The sequence below is a fragment of the Pseudomonas sp. TE12508 genome (genome assembly GCF_056279485.1).
Map to the genome: position 1 here is coordinate 195,016 of NZ_JBWCCN010000012.1, position 22,860 is coordinate 217,875.

18 protein-coding genes are annotated in these 22,860 nt (G+C 57.5%); 8 read left to right on the forward strand and 10 right to left on the reverse strand.

Annotation, left to right across the window (positions count from 1 at the left end; genetic code table 11):
* Positions 1-60 precede the first annotated feature (60 nt).
* From ACZ9IM_RS18095 to ACZ9IM_RS18105, 3 genes are all read right to left on the reverse strand, one after another.
* Positions 61-426: a histone-like nucleoid-structuring protein, MvaT/MvaU family gene (locus ACZ9IM_RS18095; RefSeq protein ID WP_008075430.1), complete on the reverse strand. Its 366-nt coding sequence runs from the start codon at positions 424-426 to the stop codon at positions 61-63.
* A gap of 233 nt (positions 427-659) precedes the next feature.
* Complete coding sequence (locus ACZ9IM_RS18100) at positions 660-2,195, reverse strand: EAL domain-containing protein (protein ID WP_476224624.1); 1,536 nt, start codon at positions 2,193-2,195, stop codon at positions 660-662.
* Positions 2,196-2,298: 103 nt separating this feature from the next.
* On the reverse strand, positions 2,299-3,171 hold the full coding sequence (locus ACZ9IM_RS18105) for a LysR family transcriptional regulator (protein ID WP_427623966.1): 873 nt from the start codon (positions 3,169-3,171) through the stop codon (positions 2,299-2,301).
* Between the two features lie 274 nt (positions 3,172-3,445).
* On the opposite strand from ACZ9IM_RS18105, the gene ACZ9IM_RS18110 reads away from it, so the two are divergent.
* The gene (locus ACZ9IM_RS18110; RefSeq protein WP_476224625.1) at positions 3,446-4,393 is read left to right on the forward strand and encodes a DMT family transporter; all 948 of its coding nucleotides are present in this window, start codon (positions 3,446-3,448) and stop codon (positions 4,391-4,393) included.
* Positions 4,394-4,641: 248 nt separating this feature from the next.
* Positions 4,642-5,718 carry a 4-hydroxyphenylpyruvate dioxygenase gene (hppD, locus tag ACZ9IM_RS18115; RefSeq protein WP_008075434.1) on the forward strand — a complete coding sequence of 359 codons (1,077 nt, stop codon included), beginning with the start codon at positions 4,642-4,644 and terminating at the stop codon, positions 5,716-5,718.
* Between the two features lie 128 nt (positions 5,719-5,846).
* Here the strand turns inward: hppD and rarD are convergent, their stop codons facing one another.
* From rarD to ACZ9IM_RS18130, 3 genes are all read right to left on the reverse strand, one after another.
* Complete coding sequence (gene rarD / locus ACZ9IM_RS18120) at positions 5,847-6,728, reverse strand: EamA family transporter RarD (RefSeq protein WP_476224627.1); 882 nt, start codon at positions 6,726-6,728, stop codon at positions 5,847-5,849.
* A 357-nt stretch (positions 6,729-7,085) separates the two neighbouring features.
* Entirely contained in the window at positions 7,086-8,099 is a 1,014-nt protein-coding gene (locus tag ACZ9IM_RS18125) for an aldo/keto reductase (protein ID WP_476224628.1), read from the reverse strand.
* Positions 8,100-8,440: 341 nt separating this feature from the next.
* Positions 8,441-9,751: an MFS transporter gene (locus ACZ9IM_RS18130; protein ID WP_063343739.1), complete on the reverse strand. Its 1,311-nt coding sequence runs from the start codon at positions 9,749-9,751 to the stop codon at positions 8,441-8,443.
* A 169-nt stretch (positions 9,752-9,920) separates the two neighbouring features.
* Here ACZ9IM_RS18130 and ACZ9IM_RS18135 point away from each other — a divergent pair, with 169 nt between their 5' ends.
* From ACZ9IM_RS18135 to ACZ9IM_RS18150, 4 genes are all read left to right on the forward strand, one after another.
* Positions 9,921-11,033, forward strand: a complete 1,113-nt coding sequence (locus tag ACZ9IM_RS18135) for a sugar diacid recognition domain-containing protein (RefSeq protein WP_427623961.1) — start codon at positions 9,921-9,923, stop codon at positions 11,031-11,033.
* A 274-nt stretch (positions 11,034-11,307) separates the two neighbouring features.
* Positions 11,308-12,450, forward strand: a complete 1,143-nt coding sequence (locus ACZ9IM_RS18140) for a glycerate kinase (RefSeq protein WP_476224629.1) — start codon at positions 11,308-11,310, stop codon at positions 12,448-12,450.
* Between the two features lie 362 nt (positions 12,451-12,812).
* Positions 12,813-14,438 carry a methyl-accepting chemotaxis protein gene (locus ACZ9IM_RS18145; RefSeq protein ID WP_427623958.1) on the forward strand — a complete coding sequence of 542 codons (1,626 nt, stop codon included), beginning with the start codon at positions 12,813-12,815 and terminating at the stop codon, positions 14,436-14,438.
* Positions 14,439-14,478: 40 nt separating this feature from the next.
* On the forward strand, positions 14,479-15,666 hold the full coding sequence (locus ACZ9IM_RS18150) for a pyridoxal phosphate-dependent aminotransferase (RefSeq protein ID WP_476224630.1): 1,188 nt from the start codon (positions 14,479-14,481) through the stop codon (positions 15,664-15,666).
* Between the two features lie 129 nt (positions 15,667-15,795).
* On the opposite strand, the gene ACZ9IM_RS18155 is transcribed toward ACZ9IM_RS18150, so the two are convergent.
* On the reverse strand, positions 15,796-16,701 hold the full coding sequence (locus tag ACZ9IM_RS18155) for an amino acid ABC transporter substrate-binding protein (protein ID WP_476224631.1): 906 nt from the start codon (positions 16,699-16,701) through the stop codon (positions 15,796-15,798).
* Between the two features lie 48 nt (positions 16,702-16,749).
* Positions 16,750-18,090, reverse strand: a complete 1,341-nt coding sequence (potE, locus tag ACZ9IM_RS18160) for a putrescine-ornithine antiporter (RefSeq protein WP_476224632.1) — start codon at positions 18,088-18,090, stop codon at positions 16,750-16,752.
* Between the two features lie 302 nt (positions 18,091-18,392).
* On the opposite strand from potE, the gene ACZ9IM_RS18165 reads away from it, so the two are divergent.
* Complete coding sequence (locus tag ACZ9IM_RS18165; protein ID WP_476224633.1) at positions 18,393-18,758, forward strand: histone-like nucleoid-structuring protein, MvaT/MvaU family; 366 nt, start codon at positions 18,393-18,395, stop codon at positions 18,756-18,758.
* Positions 18,759-18,910: 152 nt separating this feature from the next.
* Here ACZ9IM_RS18165 and cuyB read toward each other — a convergent pair whose 3' ends face one another.
* Together cuyB and ACZ9IM_RS18175 are read right to left on the reverse strand one after the other, a co-directional pair.
* A complete protein-coding gene (gene cuyB, locus ACZ9IM_RS18170) occupies positions 18,911-20,401 on the reverse strand; it encodes a cysteate racemase (protein WP_476224634.1) in 1,491 nt (496 codons plus the stop codon).
* A 10-nt stretch (positions 20,402-20,411) separates the two neighbouring features.
* Entirely contained in the window at positions 20,412-21,701 is a 1,290-nt protein-coding gene (locus tag ACZ9IM_RS18175; RefSeq protein ID WP_476224651.1) for a dicarboxylate/amino acid:cation symporter, read from the reverse strand.
* Between the two features lie 229 nt (positions 21,702-21,930).
* Between ACZ9IM_RS18175 and ACZ9IM_RS18180 the strand changes: the two genes are divergently transcribed.
* On the forward strand, positions 21,931-22,860 hold the full coding sequence (locus ACZ9IM_RS18180; protein ID WP_052963155.1) for a LysR substrate-binding domain-containing protein: 930 nt from the start codon (positions 21,931-21,933) through the stop codon (positions 22,858-22,860).

Below are 22,860 nucleotides of genomic sequence, written 5' to 3' on the forward strand. Positions count from 1 at the left end.
ATTTAGACGCTGTCCATGAAAAAGCCCTGCATTGCAGGGCTTTTTCATGATCGCGAGTGCTTAGCCTCGCAGCCAGGAATCAACGGTGGCAGCACCGTATTGTTCCTTCCAGGCTTTCAGGCCGCGATGATTGCCGCCCTTGGTTTCAATCAGTTCGCCGGTGTGCGGGTTCTGATACACCTTGACCACGCGAGCGCGGCGGGTTTTAGGCGCTGCTGCCTGCTGCAGGCCGGATTTTGCCGGGTTTGGATCGAGGATGGCGATGATGTCGCGCAAGCTCTTGCCGTAGGTTTTCATCAGCCCCTGGAGCTTTTCTTCGAATTCGATTTCTTTCTTGAGCCCGGCATCGTTCTTCAGCGATTCCAACTGCTTGAGCTGTTCTTGAAGGGCCTTTTCAGCTGCACGGAATTCAGCGAGTCTGGACAATATCTTTACTCCAATAGTGTGTTTGGCTGATACCAACCGCAAACAAAGCTATAAGCCAAGAGCCTTGAAGCGACTCGGTGATAATGGCGCACCTGCCAGTTCTGCACAGGCATGAAAAATTGTAGTAGTTAATTGGCCAAGAGTAAATCCTGACTTTTTCTTCATGTAACAAGAGTAGTCTTTTGATTCAATTTGGTGCGCATCTTCATGATTTCGCCCCTTAGAGCGGTTAGTTAACGATCACTTAATGCTCTAATGAAGTCTGCGCCGGGCATCGGCCGACCAAACAGATAACCTTGCAGGAAGTTCACGCCGTGGGCCGTCAGATAGTCATTCTGTTCTACGGTTTCCACGCCTTCGGCGACAATACCCAGATCGAGTTTGGCCGACAGTTCGATGATGCTGTCCAGAATGTGTCGGGACAGGGCGTCAACGCCAATCATGGAGACAAAGCTCTGATCGATTTTCAGAAAGTCCACATTGAACTGACGCAAGTAACCCAGGCTTGAGTGACCCGTTCCGAAGTCATCGATCGCGATCATCACGCCCAACCCGTGAAGCTGCTCGAACAATTGCAGGGTGATGGCTGTCGGCTCGATGAGTTCGCGTTCGGTCAGCTCCAGCACCAGGTTGATGCTGCCCGGGGCGAAAGCGCTGAGGAATTCACGGCAGTCTTCGACCAGTTCCAGATCCCGGCAGTGACTGGCGGTAATGTTGATGCCAATGTGAAACGGCCTGTCGAACGAGGTCGATAGGGGAGCCAGCAATGCGCAGGTCTGTCGCATCAAGGAGCGAGTCATCGGCACGATCAGCCCGGAATGTTCGGCAAACGGGATGAACAGATCAGGGCGCACCAGGCCTTCCTTGGGATGTTCCCAGCGCATCAATACTTCGGCGCCGGACCACTGCTTATTGTCGCCGTGCACCACGGGCTGAAAATAAGGAATGAACTCTGCTGCCTCCAGCGCCCGCTGCATTTCACGGCTCGGCGACATCGAGCGTTTCTGCAGCACATGTCCGATTGAGCCGGAGACCACACTGAAGAACATCAACAGACTGAACAGCGGCGGGTACTCACTGCGCATGTAACGCCAGGTTTCTCCTTCGGGAAAACCTGCGGTAACGGTAAAGGCATAACGCGAAGACGCCAGCGTGTTTAGCGCCACGGGCAAGGCGGGCAGGGCATCGTCATGGACCTTGCCGTCGGCTGACAACCAGTGGGGGCCGACTTGCAGCAACAATAATGTTTTGCGACCAATCAGGCGCAGCACGTTACTCAGGTGATAACCGTCCAGCGTAGTCAATGCGCCCTGGTTTCCTTCATTCAGCCGATACACCAACAACGCGGTATTGGGCGTGACTGGATTGCCGTTCATGAGCCATAGCTTGCCTTGGGTGTAATCGTCGGGATTGATCTTTTCCTGATATTCACCGAACAACGAACTGCAATAGAGGTTGGTGTTCCATACAAGATTGGTCGAGCGCACGAATGGTCGGCGGGTGACTTGTTCACGCAGGGCCAGTTTAACGTCGTTGCAGTTTTGGCCGGCCAGAGGCAGTAGTTCTTGCGCCGCTAGTGCGGTGTTGTCGAGCATCAGCTCGAATTGGCGAACGGCTTCTTCGCCAGACAGTTCGGTACTTTGCTTGAGCGTACGTTCAGCCTGCAGATAGAGGATGGCGCCCCCCAACGCCACCGGGAGCAGCGCGCTCAGAACGGTCACGACGATCCGGGTGCCGCGTTTGCGGCGACTTTTGACGTTCAATTGCATTCGCAAATCCATCGCGATAAAAGAGGGCTCTCAAAGGCTGGCAGGGCGACACGCCTCCCAGAAGAGTTCAGCCATGATAGTTGGCCGGCAGCACCTATGCCGTTCAATGATCATTCAGGCTTGAAGCCAGTTTGATAAAGGCCAGCGTCGCAGGTGATGACTGACGCTGATCGAGCACCGCCAGCCCGACTTGGCGGCTGACCGGTGGCGACAGCGGTTTTTTCACGTAGCGGTTGTCGTTGTGGTCAGGCAAAGAGCTTTCGGCGACAACGGTCAGGGCGTCGCCACGGCCTACGGTGTCCAGTGTGCTGAGCAACTGCGAACAGCGATAGCGAATATTCGGCGTCAACCGCGCCGCGTTGAATAAGCGCGATACCAGTTCCGAAGAACCGGCTTCGGTCAGTACAAAAGGGTCGTGGCATAAATCGCTCAAGCTCAAACTGTCGCGACCGGCCAGCGCATGGTCGGCAGGCAGCAGCGCGACCATCTGGTCTTCGATCAGCCCAAAAGTGTCGAAACGCTCCAGGGGCAACACCACGAAGCCGATATCGATACGTCGCTCTTCCAGCCACTGGATCACTTGGCGATCCGGCCCTTCGTCGATGTGAACCTCGATGCCCGGGTGTGCGGCGCGGTAATGCTGCAGGATTTTCGGCAGTAGTTTGATCGATGAAGTCGGGCCGAACGAGCCGATGCGCAGGGTGCCGCGTTTCATCCCGCGGGCATCCGCCGCTTCCTGGCGCAACGTGTTGGCCAGCCCGAGCATCGCCCGAGCGCGCAGTAACAGCTGCTGGCCGATGTCACTCAGCTCGACCTGAGACTGATGCCGACGCAGCAGTTCTACACCCAGTTCCTGTTCCAGCGACTTGAGCGCGTGGGACACCGCGGATTGGGAAATCTCCAAACGATGGGCTGCCGCCGTGAAACCGCGCAGTTCGGCCACCAGCGAGAAAATCTCGAGTTGAGTCAGGGTCATGAGTATTTACTCATTTTACGATGATCGGGTATTAGCAGAATGATACGCCATGTGCCGAGGCCGATCGCAATCTGTAACAGCTGGTGAAGCCTGCGTTCGGCTGCGAAGCAGTCGTGAATCCGGCTGATGCGGTCTACCTGACGTGCCGCAGTCCCTGATTTTGCGACTGCTGCGCAGTCGAACGCAGCCTCGCGGGCTCGGCAGCTGCTACGGGTGCGCTATGGCTTAACTGACTGGTTATGCCATGTACCCGATTTCTGATGGTGGAGACTTAATGACTACGTACGAACAGACACTTGCGAAAACTTCCGATGTACCGGTTTATCTGAAACTGGCCGCGGTCACCATGATCTGGGGCGGGACGTTCGTCGCCGGGCGATTTCTGGCCGATAGCCTCAGTCCGTTATTGGCCGCGAGCCTGCGGTTCTTGCTGGCGAGCGTGGCGTTGCTGCTGTTTCTGTTGCTGGCGCGGGTGCCTTTGGTACGCCCCAGCCCTCGGCAATGGCTGCAACTGACGTTGCTGGGTTTTTTCGGGATTTTCTTCTACAACCTGTGCTTCTTTTATGGGCTGCATTACATCAACGCGTCACGGGCGTCGTTGATCGTGGCGTTGAATCCGGCCGTGATCGGCCTGGCGTCGTGGCTATTGTTCAAGGAGCGGCTGAGTGGGGCGAAAGTGTCCGGCATTGCGATCTGCATTGCCGGCGCCAGCCTGGTGATCGTCAGCCGCAATCCGCAGTTACTGGCCGGTGGTACTGATGCCTGGATCGGCGATCTGTTGATTTTCGGCTGCGTGCTCGGCTGGGGCATTTATTCTCTGTTCTCCAAAGGCCTGAATCAAACGTTGGGGCCGGTGCAGACGGTGACGTACTCGATTTTGCTGGGCACGCTGATGCTCTGGGTGACCAGCGCCGTGCGTGGTGAGCTGAGTGTCGCGGCACTGGCTGAACTCGGCACGCAACAATGGTTGAGCCTGCTGTACCTGGGCGTGCTGGGTTCGGCACTGGCCTATATTGGTTATTACGACGGTATCCGCAAAATCGGTGCGACGCGTTCGGGTGTGTTCATCGCCTTGAACCCGCTGACCGCCGTTCTGTTTGGCGCATTGTTGCTGGGCGAGCAATTGACACTGGTGATGTGCCTGGGCGGCGGGCTGATCCTGGCGGGGATTTTTCTGTGCAACAAACCGCTTGCGCACGCTACAAAAAGGGGGATTTTATAAGAAGGCGGACAAACTGATTTACGCTGTGTAGAATCGGGTTACGCATATAAGAATAATCGTCTTCTGGCAGCAGAAGCCTCGCCCGCAAGAGCCTTGGGTCGACAATGAAGAGTTTTGGGTTTCAATTGATCTACGGTGACTTCCTCGCCCGCAGCGTGCGGGGCATCTCCTGCGCGCCACCCGCCGGTCTCAGCATTGCTAGCAACTAACGATCCGTTAATTGACAAGAAAATGATGAGGCGCCAACCATGGCAGATTTATACGAAAACCCAATGGGCCTGATGGGCTTTGAGTTCATCGAATTCGCATCGCCGACCCCTAACACCCTGGAGCCGATCTTCCAGATCATGGGCTTCACCAAGGTCGCGACCCACCGCTCCAAAGACGTGCACCTGTATCGCCAGGGCGCGATCAACCTGATCCTCAACAACGAACCCAACAGCGTGGCGTCGTACTTCGCGGCCGAGCATGGCCCGTCGGTGTGCGGGATGGCGTTCCGCGTCAAGGATTCGCAAAAGGCCTACAAGCGTGCCCTGGAACTCGGCGCCCAACCGATCCACATCGAAACCGGTCCGATGGAGCTGCACCTGCCGGCGATCAAAGGCATTGGCGGCGCGCCGCTGTACCTGATCGACCGTTTCGGCGAAGGCAGTTCGATCTACGACATCGACTTCGTGTTCATCGAAGGCGTTGACCGCAACCCGGTCGGGGCCGGCCTGAAGATCATCGATCACCTGACCCACAACGTGTATCGCGGGCGCATGGCCTACTGGGCCAACTTCTACGAAAAGCTGTTCAACTTCCGTGAAATCCGTTACTTCGATATCAAAGGCGAATACACCGGCCTGACCTCCAAGGCCATGACCGCGCCGGACGGCATGATCCGTATCCCGCTGAACGAAGAGTCCTCCAAGGGCGCCGGGCAGATCGAAGAGTTCCTGATGCAATTCAACGGGGAGGGCATCCAGCACGTGGCCTTCCTCAGCGATGACCTGATCAAGACCTGGGATCACTTGAAAAGCATCGGTATGCGCTTCATGACGCCGCCGCCGGACACCTACTACGAAATGCTCGAAGGCCGTTTGCCGAATCACGGCGAGCCGGTCAACGAATTGCAAGCGCGGGGCATTCTGCTGGACGGTTCGTCCGAGTCGGGCGACAAGCGTCTGCTGCTGCAGATCTTCTCGGAAACCCTGATGGGCCCGGTGTTCTTTGAATTCATCCAGCGTAAAGGTGACGATGGCTTCGGCGAAGGCAACTTCAAGGCACTGTTTGAATCCATCGAGCGTGACCAGGTTCGTCGGGGTGTGCTCTCTACCGATTAACCCGGTTCAGCTTTAAAACTGTGGGAGCGAGCTTGCTCGCGATGGGGACTTCAAATTCAACATGGATGTTGGCTGAAAGACCGCTATCGCGAGCAGGCTCGCTCCCACATTTCATTGTGCATGCAATGTTACGGGCGTCGATGACGCATCAAATGCTTGAACCCTTCAAACACCAATACCACCACCGCCAACCAGATCGGAATATAGGTCAGCCATTCGCCGGCCTTGATACTTTCCCCCAGCAGCAACGCAACGCCGAGCAACAGCACCGGCTCGACGTAACTCAACAACCCGAACAGGCTGAACGGCAGCAGCCGACTGGCAATGATGTAGACCACCAGCGCCGAAGCACTGATCACCCCGAGTATCGGGATCAACAGCGACAGCCACGGATGTTGATCAAACACGCCGAAACCTTGCTCGCCGCCCTGCACGAACCAGAACGCCACCGGCAGCATCAACGCCATGTCCAGCCAGAGCCCGCCAAGGTTGTCTGTCGCCAGGCGTTTGCGCAGGATGAAATAGATCGGATAGCCAACCACCACCAGCAAGGTCGCCCAGGAAAAACCGCCGACCTGATACAACTCGTTGAGCACGCCAAGGCTGGCGAAGAACACGGCGATTTTCTGCAGATAGGAAAGACGCTCGCCATAGGCGATTCGCCCAGTCAGGACCATGGACAGCGGCAACAGGAAATACCCCAGCGACACGTCGAGGCTATAACCGTTGAGCGGTGCCCACATGAACAACCAGAGTTGCAGACCCAGCAGCACTGCGGAGCCAATCAGGCCGACAATCAGCTTCGGCTTGCCAGCCAGCCGCCGAACAATCTCGACCACGCGCTTCCATTCACCGGACACCACCATGAACACGGTCATGCACGGCGCGGTCAGCAGCATCCGCCAACCGAAGATTTCTACGCCGCTCAAGGGGGAGAGCAGCGATGTGTAGTAATACATGACGGCAAACAGCATCGAGGCTGTAACCGATAGAGCGATACCTTTAGACAAACTGTCCTCGCGGGTTGAAGGTCAAACGGGGCGCGCAGGATACGTGGTTTTTGTGTTGAATATTGTCCGAACGATCAACACCCATCGAGTGTGGCAGAAGCACAGACAAATGGTGGATGCAAAACCGCCATCGCGAGCAGGCTAGCTCCCACAGTTGGCCGTGATCGACTGTAGATCTTGTGATCCACACAAAACCCTGTGGGAGCGGGCCCGCGAAAGCGGACTGCCAGTCAACATCAATGCTGAATGTGAAACCGCCATCGCGAGCAGGCTCGCTCCCACAGTTGGCCGGGAACGCCAATAGATCTTGTGATCGACACAAAACCCTGTGGGAGCGAGCCCTGCTCGCGATTAATCTCAAACCGTGCGCAGTTTACGCCCTGGTACAAAGTGGCTCATGTCATTGAACCCCGGCGTCGACGCGTGACCCGGTGTCACTAGCGAATCAATAAACGCCTCGTCCTCAGCCGTGATCGTCACCGCCTGCGCCTTGGTGTACGCATCCCACTGTTCCTCAGTGCGAGGCCCGACGATGGCCGAAGTCACAGCGCCATTGTTCAGTACCCAGGCAATCGCGAACTCGACGATGCCCACGCCACGGCCCTGCGTGTATTCCTGGATCTGTTGGGCAATGCGTAACGACTCCACCCGCCATTCGGTTTCCAGAATGCGTTTGTCCTGACGGCCCGCGCGGCTGTTGGCGTCCGGTGTCACGTCGGGCGCGTACTTGCCGCTGAGCACACCACGTGCAAGAGGACTGTATGGCACCACGCCGAGGCCATAGTTTTGTGCAGCAGTGATCTGTTCGGTTTCCGCCTGACGGTTGACGATGTTGTACAGCGGTTGGCTGATGACCGGCCTGTCGACACCGAGTTTGTCGGCGATGCGGATGACTTCGGCAATACGCCAGCCACGGTAATTCGACAGGCCCCAGTAGCGGATCTTGCCCTGGCGGATCAAATCGCCAATGGCGGACACCGTGACGTCCAGCGGCGTGTTGTGGTCTTCGCGGTGCAGGTAATAGATGTCCAGATAATCGGTGCCCAACCGCGTCAGGCTGGCGTCGATGCCGTTGAACAGATGCTTGCGGCTCAGGCCGCTGCGGTTCGGCATACCGTCCACCGGTCCGAAGCCGACCTTGGTGGCCAGTACCCATTCCTGCCGCCGACTGGCGATCGCTTCGCCGACGATCTCTTCGGAACGGCCGTTGGTGTACACGTCCGCAGTGTCGATGAAGTTGATGCCCTGGTCCCAGGCCTTGTCGATGATTCGCAGGGAATCTTCGGTGCTGGTCTGTTCGCCGAACATCATGGTGCCCAATGTAAGGGTCGACACCTGTAAACCCGAATGACCCAGCGTGCGATAGCTCATGACGAAATCCTTTTACCGGTCAGAAAGCCCTAATCAAATACCAGAACCGTGACTGGGAGCAATCGGAATTATTAGGCCCGATCACCTGTGGCGAGGGGGCTTGCCCCCGTTGGGGCGCGAAGCGGCCCCGGCATTTCAAAGTTGAACCGCATGTAACGGGTTTACGACTGCTTCGCAGCCGAACGGGTTGATGCGGCACTCCGACAAGCCCCCTCGCCACAACAGCCCCTCGCCACAAAAGCATGCAAAGCAAAAAGATCGCAGGCTGCGCCAGTTCCTACAGGGTGTACATCATTCCCGTGTAGGAGCTGGCGCAGCCTGCGATCTTTTGATCTTGCCCTTTAAACCCGCAACGTCCGCGTCATGCGCAACGCCAGCAAACTCCCACAAACAATCACACCCGCCAGCAGATACAGCGCCGCATCAGTCGACCCGGTGCTGTCCTTGACCCAACCCACCAGGTACGGGCTAAGAAAACCCGCCATCTGCCCCATGGAGTTGATCAACGCCAACCCACCGGCAGCCGCACCCGCGCTGAGCATGGCGGTCGGCACGGGCCAGAACATCGGCAGGCCGGTAAGGGCGCCCATGGTGGCGATGGTCAGCCCGAGAATGGCAATGGCGGGGTTGGCAGCGAAGTTCACCGCAATCAACAGACCCACCGCGCCCATCAGCATCGGCACCACCAAGTGCCAGCGGCGTTCTTTGCGCAAATCAGCGGAACGACCGACCATCAACATAAACACCGCCGCCAGCAGATACGGAATCGCACTGAGCCAACCAATCACCAGGTTATCGCTGAAACCCAGATTCTTGATGATCGACGGCAGCCAGAAGTTGATCGCGTAGACACCGCTCTGGATGCAGAAATAAATCAGGCCGAAGGCCCAGATCGCCGGGTTCTTGAACACCGCCAGCAGGGAATCGGTGGCGGTTTTCGGTTTGCTGGCCAGGTCTTGCGCGTGATCGGCCTCAAGCACCGAACGCTCGTAAGGGGTCAGCCACTTGGCGTTGGCGTAGCTGTCGCTGAGCAGGAAGTAGGCGAGGGCGCCGAGAATAACGGTCGGTATGCCTTGCAGCAGGAACATCCACTGCCAGCCGGCCAAACCAGCCTGGCCTGCGCCGAAGTGGTTGAGGATCCAGCCAGAAAACGGGCTGCCGAGCAGGCCGGACACCGGGATTGCCGACATGAACAGCGCCATGATGCGGCCACGACGGAACGTCGGGAACCACTGCGAGAGATAAAGCACCACACCCGGAAAAAAACCGGCTTCGGCCGCACCGGTAAACAGGCGCAAAGTGTAGAACTCGGTCGGTGTGGTGACGAACAGCAGGCAAGTCGAGAGCGTGCCCCAAGTGATCATCATCAGCGCGATCCAGCGTCGCGGGCCGAATTTGGTCAGGGCCAGGTTGCTCGGTACGCCGCAGAGTACGTAGCCGATGAAGAAAATTCCGGCACCGAGGCCGTACACGGTTTCGCTGAATTTCAGTGCGTCTAGCATCTGCAGCTTGGCGAACCCGACGTTCACCCGGTCAAGGTAATTGAACAGGTAGCAGATGAAGATGAAGGGGATCAAGCGCAGGGTAATGCGTTTGTAAACGGCGTTTTTGTCGTCAGCGGTGGCCAGGGTAGCTGCGGCGCTCTGTGACATGGCGGGCTCTCTCTTTATTATGATTTTTTGCGACGCAAGGGTAACGTTGATCGCCCAGTGAGTCTCGGCCACCCCTTGGGTGGTTGTCTTTGTGCCTGAGCACAGGATTTATGACCAAGGCCTGTGCGGGTGTACAACCCGTTCCATCACGTTTTCAAGGAACCGCGCTATGTTCGAACTCGATCACGACCTGGCCCAGGACATCGTCGACCGGGCGATGGCCATCCTGCCGTACAACGTCAATGTCATGGACAGTCAGGGATTGATTCTCGGCAGCGGCGAACCGGAGCGCATCAACACTCGCCACGAAGGCGCGCAGTTGGTGCTGGCCAACGGGCGCGTGGTCGAGATCGACGCGCAGACCGCGATTCACCTCAAAGGCGTGCAACCGGGCATCAATCTGCCGCTATTGCTCGATCAGCGTTTGATTGGGGTGCTGGGCATTACCGGCGAACCCGAGCAATTGCGCACCTACGCCGAGCTGGTGCGCATGACCGCCGAGATGCTGGTGGGCCAGCGCAATCAGCAGGCCGAGCAGCAATGGCGGCGTCAGCGTTGCGACGATCTGTTGGCGCTGCTGCTCAGCGAGGCGGGGGATTCGCCGCGGTTGCTGGACGAAGCGCAGCAACTGGGGCTCAAACCGCAGTTGACGCGAGTGCCGTATCTATTCGAGTTGGGCCTGGAACACGGCCCGGGCCAGACCGTCGAAGCGCTCAGCGCCTGGCTGATGTCGCGTTATCCGGACAGTTGGTGCGTGAGCTCGGCCAAGTCTTCGTTGCTATGGTGCCGACCGGCGACGCCTGCGATCGAAAATGATCGGCTGCTGGAGAAGCTCGATGGCCTAGGCTGGAATATTTTGCGCATTGCCGTGGGCGGGCAGGCCGATGGCTTGTCGGGATTGCGCCGCTGCTATCGTCGGGTCGGTGATTTGCTGGCCTACGGGCGTGATGTGTTGCCGCATTCGCGCTTGCTGACGCTGAACCGCTATCGGCTACCGGTGATGCTCTGGCGGCACCGCAACGACGATGCGCTGGATGAACTGCTGCGTCCGCTGCGCAAAGTCATCGCCAAGGATGGCAACGGCCAACTGCTGGCGACCCTGCGCAGTTGGTGCGAACACGACGGCCAGAGCCAGGCCTGCGCCGAGGCGTTGGGCATTCATCGCAACAGTCTGCGTTACCGCATGGAACGAATCGCTGAACTCAGCGGCGTCGATCCGCTGAAGCTGGATGGAATGCTCGCGCTTTACCTTGGAGTCCAGCTCCTGCCCCAAACCGACTGATACACACAATTCCCCGGTCGATCACGCGCATCCATTCGCACGCGTTCAAATGTAGGAGCTGGCGAAGCCTGCGATCTTTTGATCTTGATCTTCAGTGCGCCGGAAAAAAGCAAGATCAAAAGATCGCAGCCTTCGGCAGCTCCTACGTTGAGAATTATGTAGGCAGTGAGTTTTGTGGAAATGAACAATAATCCTCTTGACCGCTTGTGCAGCGGACCGGCGTTATTGTTCATGGCGGCTGGCAGCATGGACGCATTGGAACTGGAGAATTCGCATGAAAATCGTCATCGCCCCCGATTCGTTCAAGGACAGCCTGAGTGCTCAATGTGTGGCCGAGGCCATTGCGCTGGGGTTGGCGGAAGTCTGGCCGGATGCACACTTGATCAAGTGCCCGATGGCTGATGGCGGGGAAGGCACGGTCGAATCGATTCTGGCCGCATGCGACGGCGAACTGCGCCGTACCCATGTTCGCGGGCCGTTGGGTGCCACGGTCGATGCCGCGTGGGGCTGGTTGCCACAGAGTCACACCGCGATCATCGAAATGGCCGAGGCCAGTGGCCTGCAATTGGTTGCGCCGAACCTGCGCGATGCCTGCACCAGCAGCACCTACGGTACCGGTGAATTGATCCGCGCCGCGCTGGATGCCGGAGCACAACGGGTGATCCTGGCGATTGGCGGCAGCGCCACCAACGACGGCGGCGCCGGGGCGATGCAGGCCTTGGGCGTGAAACTGCTGGACGCTCAGGACCAAACCCTGGTGCCGGGTGGTCTGGCCCTGGCGCAATTGGCCCGCCTTGATCTGAGTGAGATCGATCCGCGTCTGGCCAAGGTGCGCTTCGACATCGCCGCCGACGTCAATAACCCGCTGTGCGGCCCTCATGGCGCCTCAGCGATTTTCGGCCCGCAGAAAGGTGCAACACCCGAACAGGTCGAACAACTGGACCAGGCCCTCGAGCACTTTGCCGAACTCTGCGCACAAGCTTTGGACAAGGACGTGCGCGACGAGCCGGGCAGCGGCGCGGCGGGCGGATTGGGGTTTGCCGCCAAGGCGTTTCTCGGTGCGCAATTTCAGGCCGGGGTGGAAGTGGTCGCCGAATTGGTGGGGCTGGCCGAGGCGGTCAAAGGCGCCGACCTGGTGATCACCGGCGAAGGTCGCTTCGATGCCCAGACCCTGCGCGGCAAAACACCGTTTGGCGTGGCGCGCATCGCACGCCAGCACGGCGTGCCGGTCATCGTCATCGCCGGCACCTTGGGCGAGGGGTATCAGGCGCTGTACGAGCATGGCATCGATGCGGCCTTCGCGTTGGCAAGCGGTCCGATGACACTGGAGCAGGCCTGCGCCGAGGCGCCGCGTTTGTTGCGCGAGCGCGCCCGTGATATTGCGCGGGTGTGGCGGGTGGCGGCTCGCAAGGCCTGACTCAATCTTCAGCAGAAAGAAATTCTTGTGGCGAGGGAGCTTGCTCCCGTTCGGTTGCGCAGCAGCCGTAAACTCTCTGGGGCCGCTTCGCAGCCCAGCGGGAGCAAGCTCCCTCGCCACAAAAGCTACTGCGCAAAGCCGATCTCCGCGCAGCATCTGTTTCACCACTGAAACACTCCTGCCGCCCTCGAAAAATATTTCTCCAACCCCTGCAAAAACCTCAACCCCGGCCGATACAGCTAACAGGCGCACACAAACCTATTACAACAGTGGCGCCAAACTGAAAGGTGCGCGCGCCATTGCCCACCCGAACAGTGATCCCCCGCAAGGATGCTCGCCGCCTCAATTACCGAGATCATCCTATGTCACTGCGTAATCTGAAAATCGCGCCTCGAGCTTTCCTGGGTTTCGCCTTCATTGCCTTGCTGGTGATCGTGCTGGGTGTGTTTGCCGTGAACCGCATGTCGATCATCCGCCAGGCCTCAATCGACATGGAAGCCACGCAGTTACCCAGCATCGGGTTTCTGGGTAACGTGACGGAGAACGTCCTGCGGCTGCGGATTCTCTCGTTCCGCGTACTGGTCAACCGTGATCCGGCCGCATTGCAGGAAGCCCAGACCCGCATCGGCGTGCTCGTCGACAAGGTGCGCAGCGCCCAAGCCAGCTATGCCGCCTTGCCGGCCGGCCCTGAAGAAGCCGCGCTGTACAAAACCTTCGCGACAACCCTCGACAACTACATGCAGGCCCAGAGCCAAATGCTGGACCTGTCGCGGCAGAACAAACTGGAGGAGATGCGCGCCCTGATCAATACCCGGATCAAGGAAGGCACCGATCAGATGGGCGAGCAACTGAACAAACTGGTGGCGCTCAACGCCGCCGATGCCAAAGTCGCGTCGGCCAAGGCGGGCGAGCATTACAACGAAGCCTTTATCGGCATTGTGACGGTGGCGGTGATGGCTTCGTTGCTGACCGTGCTGCTGGCCTGGCTGTTGACCCGCAGCATCCTCACACCGCTGAACCGTGCGGTGCTTGCGGCCGAAACCATTGCTGGCGGCAACCTGAGCAAGGTCATCGAAGTCGACGGCAACGACGAACCGGCGCGTTTGCTTGGCGCCTTGTCCGCCATGCAGATCAACCTGCGCAAAACCATCGAACAGATCGCCGGCTCCGCGACGCAACTGGGCGCCGCCGCGGAAGAACTCAGCACCGTGACGCAAGAAGCGTCCCGTGGCCTGCAACAGCAAAACAACGAAATCGAACAGGCCGCCACCGCCGTCAACGAAATGACTGCCGCCGTGGAAGAAGTGGCGCGCAACGCGGTGTCGACCTCCGAAGCCTCGAACCAGTCGACCCAGGCGGCCCGCGAAGGTCGTGACCGGGTGGTGGAAACCGTCGACGCGATCCAGACCATGACCCACGACGTGCAAAACACCGCGTTGATGATCGAGGGCCTGGCGACTCAGGGCCGCGACATTGGCAAAGTGCTGGACGTGATTCGTGCCATCGCCGAACAGACCAACCTGCTGGCCCTCAACGCCGCGATCGAAGCGGCCCGTGCCGGGGAAGCCGGGCGTGGCTTTGCGGTGGTGGCGGACGAGGTCCGGGCGTTGGCCCATCGCACCGCGCAGTCGACCCAGGAAATCGAGAAGATGGTCGCCGGCATCCAGAACGGCACCGGCGAAGCGGTCTCATCGATGCAGCAAAGCAATCAGCGCACCCAAAGCACTCTGGAAATGGCTCGTGCGGCGGGTATCGCCCTGGAGCAGATCACCCAATCGATTCAACTGATCAACGAACGCAACCTGGTGATCGCCAGCGCCTCGGAAGAACAGGCTCAGGTGTCCCGTGAAGTCGACCGCAATCTGGTGAACATTCGCGACCTGGCTACCCAGTCTGCCGCCGGTGCCAACCAGACCAGCGCCGCCACCCACGAACTGTCGCGATTGGCGGTTGATTTGAATGCGATGGTGGCGCGTTTCGTGATTTGAGATAGGGTTGAAACTGGAACTCGCGCGTTAGGAGAAGTACATGCGCTATTCAGCCTTGACCCAACGAATCGATGGTGACGGAGCCGCAGCCTGGAAGATTCATGATCGAGCGCTGGAATTGCGCGAGCAGGGCGTCGACGTGTTGCTGCTTTCCATTGGCGACCCGGATTTCGACACGCCGCTGCCGATCATTCACGCCGCCATCGATAGCCTGTTGGCGGGTGACACCCATTACTCGGATGTACGCGGCACCCGCGCGCTGCGCAGTAGCATCGCCAGCCGTCATCAGCGGCGCAGCGGCCAGTTGGTAGATGCCGACCATGTGATCGTATTGCCTGGCGCGCAGTGCGCGGTGTATTCGGTTGCCCAATGCCTGCTCGACCCTGGCGATGAAGTGATCGTCGCCGAACCAATGTATGTGACCTATGAAGGCGTGTTCGGTGCCTGCGGAGCCAGCGTGGTGCCGGTGGCGGTGCGTCCGGAAAATGGCTTTCGGGTTGAACCGGCGGATGTCGCGGCGCTGATCACCTCAAAAACCCGCGTCATTTTGCTCAACAGCCCGAATAACCCCTCCGGTGCCAGTCTGTCGTTGCAGAGTTGGCAAGCGTTGGCAGCGTTGTGTGTGCGGCATGACCTTTGGCTGATCAGCGACGAGGTCTACAGCGACCTGTTGTTTGAGGGCGAGCACATCAGCCCGGCCAGTCTGCCGGGCATGGCCGAGCGCACCGCGACGATCAACAGTCTGTCCAAATCCCATGCCATGACCGGCTGGCGGGTGGGCTGGATGATCGGCCCGAAACCGTTGGCTGAACATTTGATGCATCTGTCGCTGTGCATGCTGTTCGGCCTTCCGGATTTCGTCCAGAACGCCGCGCAAGTGGCGCTCGATAAAGATTTGCCGGAAGTGGCGCTGATGCGTGAGGAATATCGCCAGCGTCGCGATCTGGTGTGCGCAAGGCTAAGCGGTTGCCCGGGTATCCGGCCAATCAAACCGGATGGCGGGATGTTCGTGATGGTCGATGTGCGCCAGACCGGGCTCGGTGCGCAAGATTTTGCCGAGCGTTTGCTGGAAGAGTACGGCGTGTCGGTGCTGGCTGGCGAAGCCTTCGGGCCGAGCGCGGCGGGGCATATTCGCATTGGCCTGGTGGTGGATCAGGCGAGGCTGGCGGATGCGTGTCAGCGGATTGCATCGTGTGCGGCGCAGTTGCTGCAGGTGCGACGGGCCTGAAGGATGTGTGTTGAGTTTGATGGCCTTTTCGCGGGCAAGCCTCGCTCCTACACGGGATTTTGTGGCGTTCACAAAACTCCGCGGGAGCGGGCTTGCCCGCGATGGCTGTTGTACTTTTCAGGATTGCCTCTACGGTATCGCATAGACCTTGAACAGCTTTTTGTCCGTGTCGGTAATGCCTTCCAGGTAGGTGTCGTATGCCTGCTCGATCTCGCCCGATCGGTACATTTCACTCAGCGCGGTGTCGACCAGCAAACGGAAATCTTCATCGTCTCGATCCACCGCCATTGAAGTCGGCGAGTACTCGAAAATTCGATCCAGCAGGACCAGATTCCCTGCGGAATAGTTATTGGCGAGGAGATTCTTCAACATCATGCGCTCGGCGAAGAAGGCATCGGCTTTGCCTTCGGCAACCAGTTTGAGGCCCGCTTCAGTGTTCTCGACCGTGACCAGGGTAGCCACCACCCCGAGTAATCGCATCTGTTGACGGATCCATGCCTCGGTGACGCCACCTGCGGTGGCGGCATAGGTTTGGTTGGCCAGCCCATGATTGATGGTCGCACGCCAGGTCGGTCCGGTATGGGCTACTTTGCCATTAAGTACATTGAGCAACGCCTCAGGCGCTTCCTGGCGCACCACTGCCGAGAGGCCGGCCGTGTAGATCGGAACCGAGAAGCTCACACGCTTGCGTCGCTCCAATGTGGGTGGCGTCGGCGTACAGAGGATGTCGATCTCGCCCGAGCTCACGGCATTCATCTCGTCGTTGATGGAGACGGGGCGGTAACGTACCTGCAACGCGGGCAAACCCAGCTCGGTCTTGATTTTGTCGGCGACCTTCAGACAAAGCTCGATCGCATAACCGCTGGCTTTGTCGCCTGCCTGGACGGTAAAGGGTGCGAAGTCCGGCAGGTAACCGAGGGTGAAGGTATTACTTGCCCGCAGGCGTTCAAGGGTATTGGCACCAGCCAGTACCGGCACCATTGTGAACAGGCAGATGAACAGCAAGTTAGTGGCTTTGGTCAGTTGTACTTTCATATCCTTGGCGCCCCACATTCGGATGTCTGTGCTGTCCTGAAGATACAGCTAAGGATTGCCGGCCCTGGTCTGAACGGTTGGAGACACATCGACAAAACGCTTGGAGAGGAAGCCATAGAGCAAGTAGCCGAATGCAAGGACAATGAGTCCACCGAAAACGGCATCTTTGCCGCAGGCATAAAGGGCGTACAACGAATAGGCCACGGCGATCAGTAAAAGCGTCGTGTTGCGGGTGTAGACCCCTGTACTGACTTTGGCTTTGTACATCATGACCAGCAGGCCGGTGGCGGCTGTCACGTATGGGATCAGGTTGGTCACTGCTGCCAGGCTGACGAGCTTTCCGAACTGGGCGCTGGCATTGGGCGAGATGGTCGACAGCGCCATCAAGGTCTGAAAGACGCCGCAGACGAGCATGCCGACTATGGGCGCATCCTGTGCGCTGACCTTGCTGAACAATTTCGGAAACATGCCTCTGTCAGCGGTCATCTTGGCCGTTTGCGCCAGGGTGAACTGCCAGCCCAGCAGCGAACCAACACAGGCCATCACCGCCAGCGCCATGACGATGTTGCCGACCGTGGGGGTGAACATATGTGCATAGACGAGCGCGAAGGGCGCCGAAGAGTTGGCCAGTTCGGCATTGGGTACGATGCCCTGGATGACCGTAGTCGACAGCACATACACCACTGCCGCACCCAGCGTGCCGAACAGGCAGGCCAACGGTACGGTGCGCTTGGGATCTTCCACTGCATCGGAGGCCTGTGCCGCCGACTCCATGCCGAGGAAAGCCCACAGGGTAAGGGGAATAGCCTTACTGATAGCGTCGGAGATCGGCAGGTTGTTCGGATTCCAGGCGGCAATCAGCACATCGGGCTTGAACCAGAACCAACCGATGATGCTCAAGCCTGCCACCGGGATGATCACCCCCCACACGGTAATCGCGCCGATCTTGCCGGTGATACCGGGGCCACCGAAGTTGGCCACGGTGGTCAACCAGAGCAGGCCAACCGTACCGATGAACAGAGGAATGGCGCCACTGCCCAGCCAGGGCACGAACGATGTCATGTAACCCACCGCAGAGATGGCGACGGCCACGTTGGCGATGCCCAGCGAGAGAAAGTACAGGTACGAACAGAGGAAGAAGCCTGATTTGGCGTGCGCCTCTTCGGTGTAGGCAGACAACCCGCCTGAGCGCAGGCAGTAAATGCCGCACTGGGAAAAGCAGTAAGCGATGGCCATCGAACCGACGGCAGTGACGATCCATGACAGCAACGAAACGGCCCCGAGTTGGGCCATGCTCGTCGGCAACATGATGATGCCCGACCCCATCATGTTCACCGTCACCAGAGTGGTGAGCCCCATGAGGCTCATTTTCTTGTTTGAGTCGGCCATCGGAAACTCCTTGATCTGCTCAACACATTGACCATAGCCCTGATTGCCATGCTCAAGGTCGGGAAATAGCCCATCGAACAGATTTATCGCCAGTTAGTCTCATCGAAGATGGCTTTTGGGGTTCTGAACAGCAAAAAGAAATGGCCGACAGGGTATGACTCCAAAGCAGGAGACTTGAGACAACAAGCTGACTTCGTTTGTTGTTCAAGCATCTGATTTAGATCAGTCAACGGTCATTGTAGGGGGACTTTTCTTTAGCTGGCTCTGTCACATGTACATACAAAACACATATGAGGTTTTACATGTCCAAGCTCGTAGAGTTCCGTCAACTGGAAAAACATCTGGCTAAACAGCTCCAGGCGCTCGAAGCACTGAAAGGTGATGCAGGCCTTCAAAAGGAAATTGATTTCGAAAAGAAGCTGCGTGATTTGCTAGCCAAATACGGCTATAGCCTGAAAGACGTGATCAATCTTCTTGAGCCACAAACGGGTCGTCGCGCATCAGTAACCGCGCCGAAATCCGGCACACGCAAGCCGCGCCAGGTGAAGATCTACAAAAATCCAAACACTGGCGAAGTCGTCGAGACCAAGGGCGGCAACCAGAAGATACTGAGGGAGTGGAAAGCCAAATTCGGCTCTGCCACTGTCGAGTCCTGGCGGACCAAGTGAGTTTGGTTTGAGTACAAAAAAGGCCTGAGGAGGGTAATGCCAGTCAGTTAACCGAGTAAACCGCTTTTCGTAGGCGCCAGCGGATCGCCGCACCGCTGGCGCCTACATGTCCGATCATTGCCCGAGAAGGGCCTTTCTGTAGCTGATATGGGCTAGTGCCTGTGAGGCTTGACCGTATTTTCACGGGCAAGCTCAATACACTTCAATGCCAAAATAGTTGTCGGGTCGATCAACGCCACCGTATGTTTTTTTATCTTGTAAGCTTCGCTATGTTCGAGCACCAGAGGCAACTCTGTACAACCCAAGATGAGCACATCAGCGCCCAGTTCACATAAGTGCTCAGCAGCGGTTAGAAGCTGGTCTTTGCATATGCCGTCAGTGAAACCCGCTTTAACACCATGGTCTCCATAAATCGACTCCATGACCAACACTTGGTAATCCACGCCTGGGGTGATGACGTGAAGTCCTGCTCGCCGGGCAGCCTCGTGATAGACCTGACTTTTGATTGTGCCGGACGTCGCTAGCAGCCCTACGGTTTTGCCAGCACCGTATTGCTGAGCGATAGCCTCAACCGTCTCGGTCAACATATTCACTATGGGGACACGCAGGTGCGCCTGGATGCGTTCGACGAAGGCGTGAGCTGTATTGCACGGAATCGCAATGGCATTGGCTCCAGCGCTTTCAAGACGCTTGCATGTTGCATACATCGCCATTGTCGGGTCGGTGTCGTCATACAGCAGGTTGGCTGTGCGATCAGGAATCTGGGGGTTTTGTTCGACCACCATTTTAATGTGCTCTTGATCTCGGCCTGCCGGGGTATGCGCAACTACCTTACCCATGAAGTCGACTGTTGCCGCCGGCCCAACTCCGCCAACTATCCCTAATTTAAACGGCGGACGTGTCAACTGGCCGCTTTGCGACGTCGCGAAACCGGCATAAATCTCGTTGATATCCAGAGCTGTGATGCCTCGCCGTTGCAGATCACCACAGATCAATGAGAACTCAGTCATACCCGGCAATATGATTGTGGCTCCCTGATCCTGAAGCGAAAGGCACGCCTTATAAACACACTCTAGCGGCACCCCGTCTAGGTACCCGTCTTTGATGCCGTTAATGCCATACATCGCGTCCATCAACCCGGACTGCTCGTTATCATCTGGATACACGAGCTTGAAGTCATTGCCGAAATATCGCTCAAACAGCCCGGAGTGCCGAACATAGTCGGATGCGATGATTCCCAACGTACTGCCGCGTTCAGCGACGTGATCAATATGCTTGCGCAACGCAGCCACCATATCCAGGACGGGTATGCCTATTTCCTCCTGAATTTCCTCTCGAAAGGTGTGACTGGCAAAGCAAGGTAGTAAAACGGCATTTACTTCGCTTGCCTCGAATGTCTGACAAACCTGAAAAACGTAGAACTTCCTGGAGGTCATGTTCGCGCCCCGGTCCAGGGGCATCAGGACGTCTTTGAAAGGGTGTTGCTCAAACAGGAAGTGATAGCGACCTTGATCCTCCAAAACAGCTCTGGACTTCACCAATTTGTAGAAAAGATCGCCGCCGGCCAGTGAGCCAAGTCCGCCGACGATACCTAGTTTGCGAGCAAACGATGACCCGCTGGACGGCTTCGATTTACCTTTCATGTTCAGGTTCTCAGGCAGTGGCTGCAGTATGAATCGGGAGCGGAGATTTCGTGCCGGGCGCTTCTTCAAGTTCTTCATGTGGTTCTGATTTGGCAACCACAGCCGTTGCGATGCTATTGCCAACCACGTTGGTGGCAGTCCTGGCCATATCAAGGAATTGATCAATGCCAAGGATTAGCAAAATACCGGCTTCGGGAAGATTGAACATGGGTAACGTAGCCGCCACCACAACCACCGATGCTCGGGCTACACCGGCCATTCCCTTACTGGTAATCATCAGCGTCAGCAAGATGAGCAGTTGCTGTGTGAAGCTCAAGTCAACGTTGTAGGCCTGAGCAATGAACATGATGGCGAACGCTTGATACATCATCGAACCATCAAGATTGAATGAGTAACCCAGCGGTAGAACGAAGCTGGATACGCGCTTCGGCGCACCAAACTTCTCCAGTGCCTCCATGGTTTTCGGATACGCGGATTCGCTACTGGCAGTCGAGAATGCTAACAGGACAGGTTCGCGAATCAGCTTGCCCAAGGTAAACACTGAACGACCCAGGAACAGGTAGCCGGCAGCGAACAACACGCACCACAGAATCACAATGCCCAAGTAGAACTCGGCAATCAGTTTTCCGTAATCGACTATCAAGCCAAGACCTTGCGTGGTAATAGCCGATGCGATGGCTGCGAAAACGCCAATGGGCGCGAAGGCCATGACGAAGTCAGTGACTTTGAACATCACCTTGGCTAGCTCTTCGATGCTATCGACAATCGTTGTGTAACCCGCTCGCTTCACACTTGCCAAGGCAAACCCGAAGAACAACGAGAACACCACGATTTGCAGGATTTCGTTGTTGGCCATAGCTTCAGCAATGCTGCGAGGGAACACGTGACTGATGAAAACCTTAAGGCTGAAATCCCCGGTGTTGACCACCACGGGACTTGCCGCATGCTGGACAACCTCCATGTTCAATCCCGCACCGGGTTGGAACAGGTTGACCAGGCCCATGCCGATTGCCAGCGAGATCACCGAAGCGGTGACGAACCAGGCCATGGCTCTTAGGCCAATCCGGCCAACAGAGCGGGAGTTTCCCATGCTGGCAATGCCACCGACCAAGGTAGCGAATACCAGCGGCGCGATGACCATCTTGATCATGCGTAAAAAGATGTCGGTGACCATAGAGAAGTAAGAGGCGATCTCTTTGGCGCTTTGTTCGCTCCCTGCGAAATGGTGGCACGCCCAACCGACAAGCACGCCCAAGGCGATGCCAATTGCGATCCGACGCGGAAGTTTATTTTTCTTCACGGAGCTTTCCTCAAGTGGTTTTTTTGCTTTTTTTACTTGGCAGGAGACAAGTGTCATTGGGTCGAAGCTCTATGGCATCGCTTCAACGTTTTCGATTCTAGGGGCGGGATTGAAAGGTCGTGATGAGTAATCTCGCTAGCCTCATGCGCTTTTGGAATAGTTTTCGAAACTGCTGCTTTGTCCTGACTGAGGCGCAGTACACTGCGCATTCGGGGCATGAGGTGCCGGTATGCAAATCAAATGGTTGGATGATCTTTTAGCGATTTCCGAGTGGAAGAACTTTTCTCGGGCTGCGGAGGTTCGCTGCGTGACCCAGTCGGCTCTGTCGCGTCGCATACGGTCACTTGAGGAATGGGTAGGCGCGGAGTTGGTAGATCGCGGTACTTATCCCGTTCAGCTCACGCCTGCGGGGCGAAGTTTTTGTGAAGAGGGCCGCGAGGCATTGGCGGGGTTATTGAGACTGCGCTCGGCCCTGCGCGAGGTTGAGCGAATGCCTGGGCGATCTATCCAGGTGACTGCTGGCCACAGCCTTTCAATGACATTTCTACCTAAATGGCTAACCCAATTTCAGCAGCACAATGAGCAGTTCAACGCCCGAGTCGTTGCCGCGAACATTCATGATGCCGTCATAGCCTTGGAGGAGGGGAGTTGCGATCTGATGATCGTCTACCACCATCCCTTGGCACCCATTCTTCTAGACCCGGAAAAATTCGGTTGCCTGACGTTGGGGCATGACGCCTTTATTCCGTTGTGTGCCCCTGACAAGAAGGGGCAACCGCTGTATCGCCTGCCCGGCACCTCAGCTAAAGCTGTGCCTCACCTCGCTTATACGGCCACAACTTTTCTAGGGCGCGTTGCCGACATAGTCATCAAAAATGGTCCAAGTGTGAGTGTGCTGGAACGGTGCTATGAGGCAGACATGGCGATGCTTTTGATGCGAATGGCGATAGAGGGGTATGGCGTGGCATGGTTGCCACAAAGCGCTGTCATTGACGAGCTTCAGCGAGGTCAGTTGGTAAAAGCGGGTGGTGATGAATGGAGTACGCGACTGGAGATACGCTCCTACTGCTCCATCACCAACGAGAACCCTACGATGCGCAGTCTATGGAAAACCCTCGAAGGAGCTTCCCGCGATCTCCATGGCAAAACAGCTCATTAG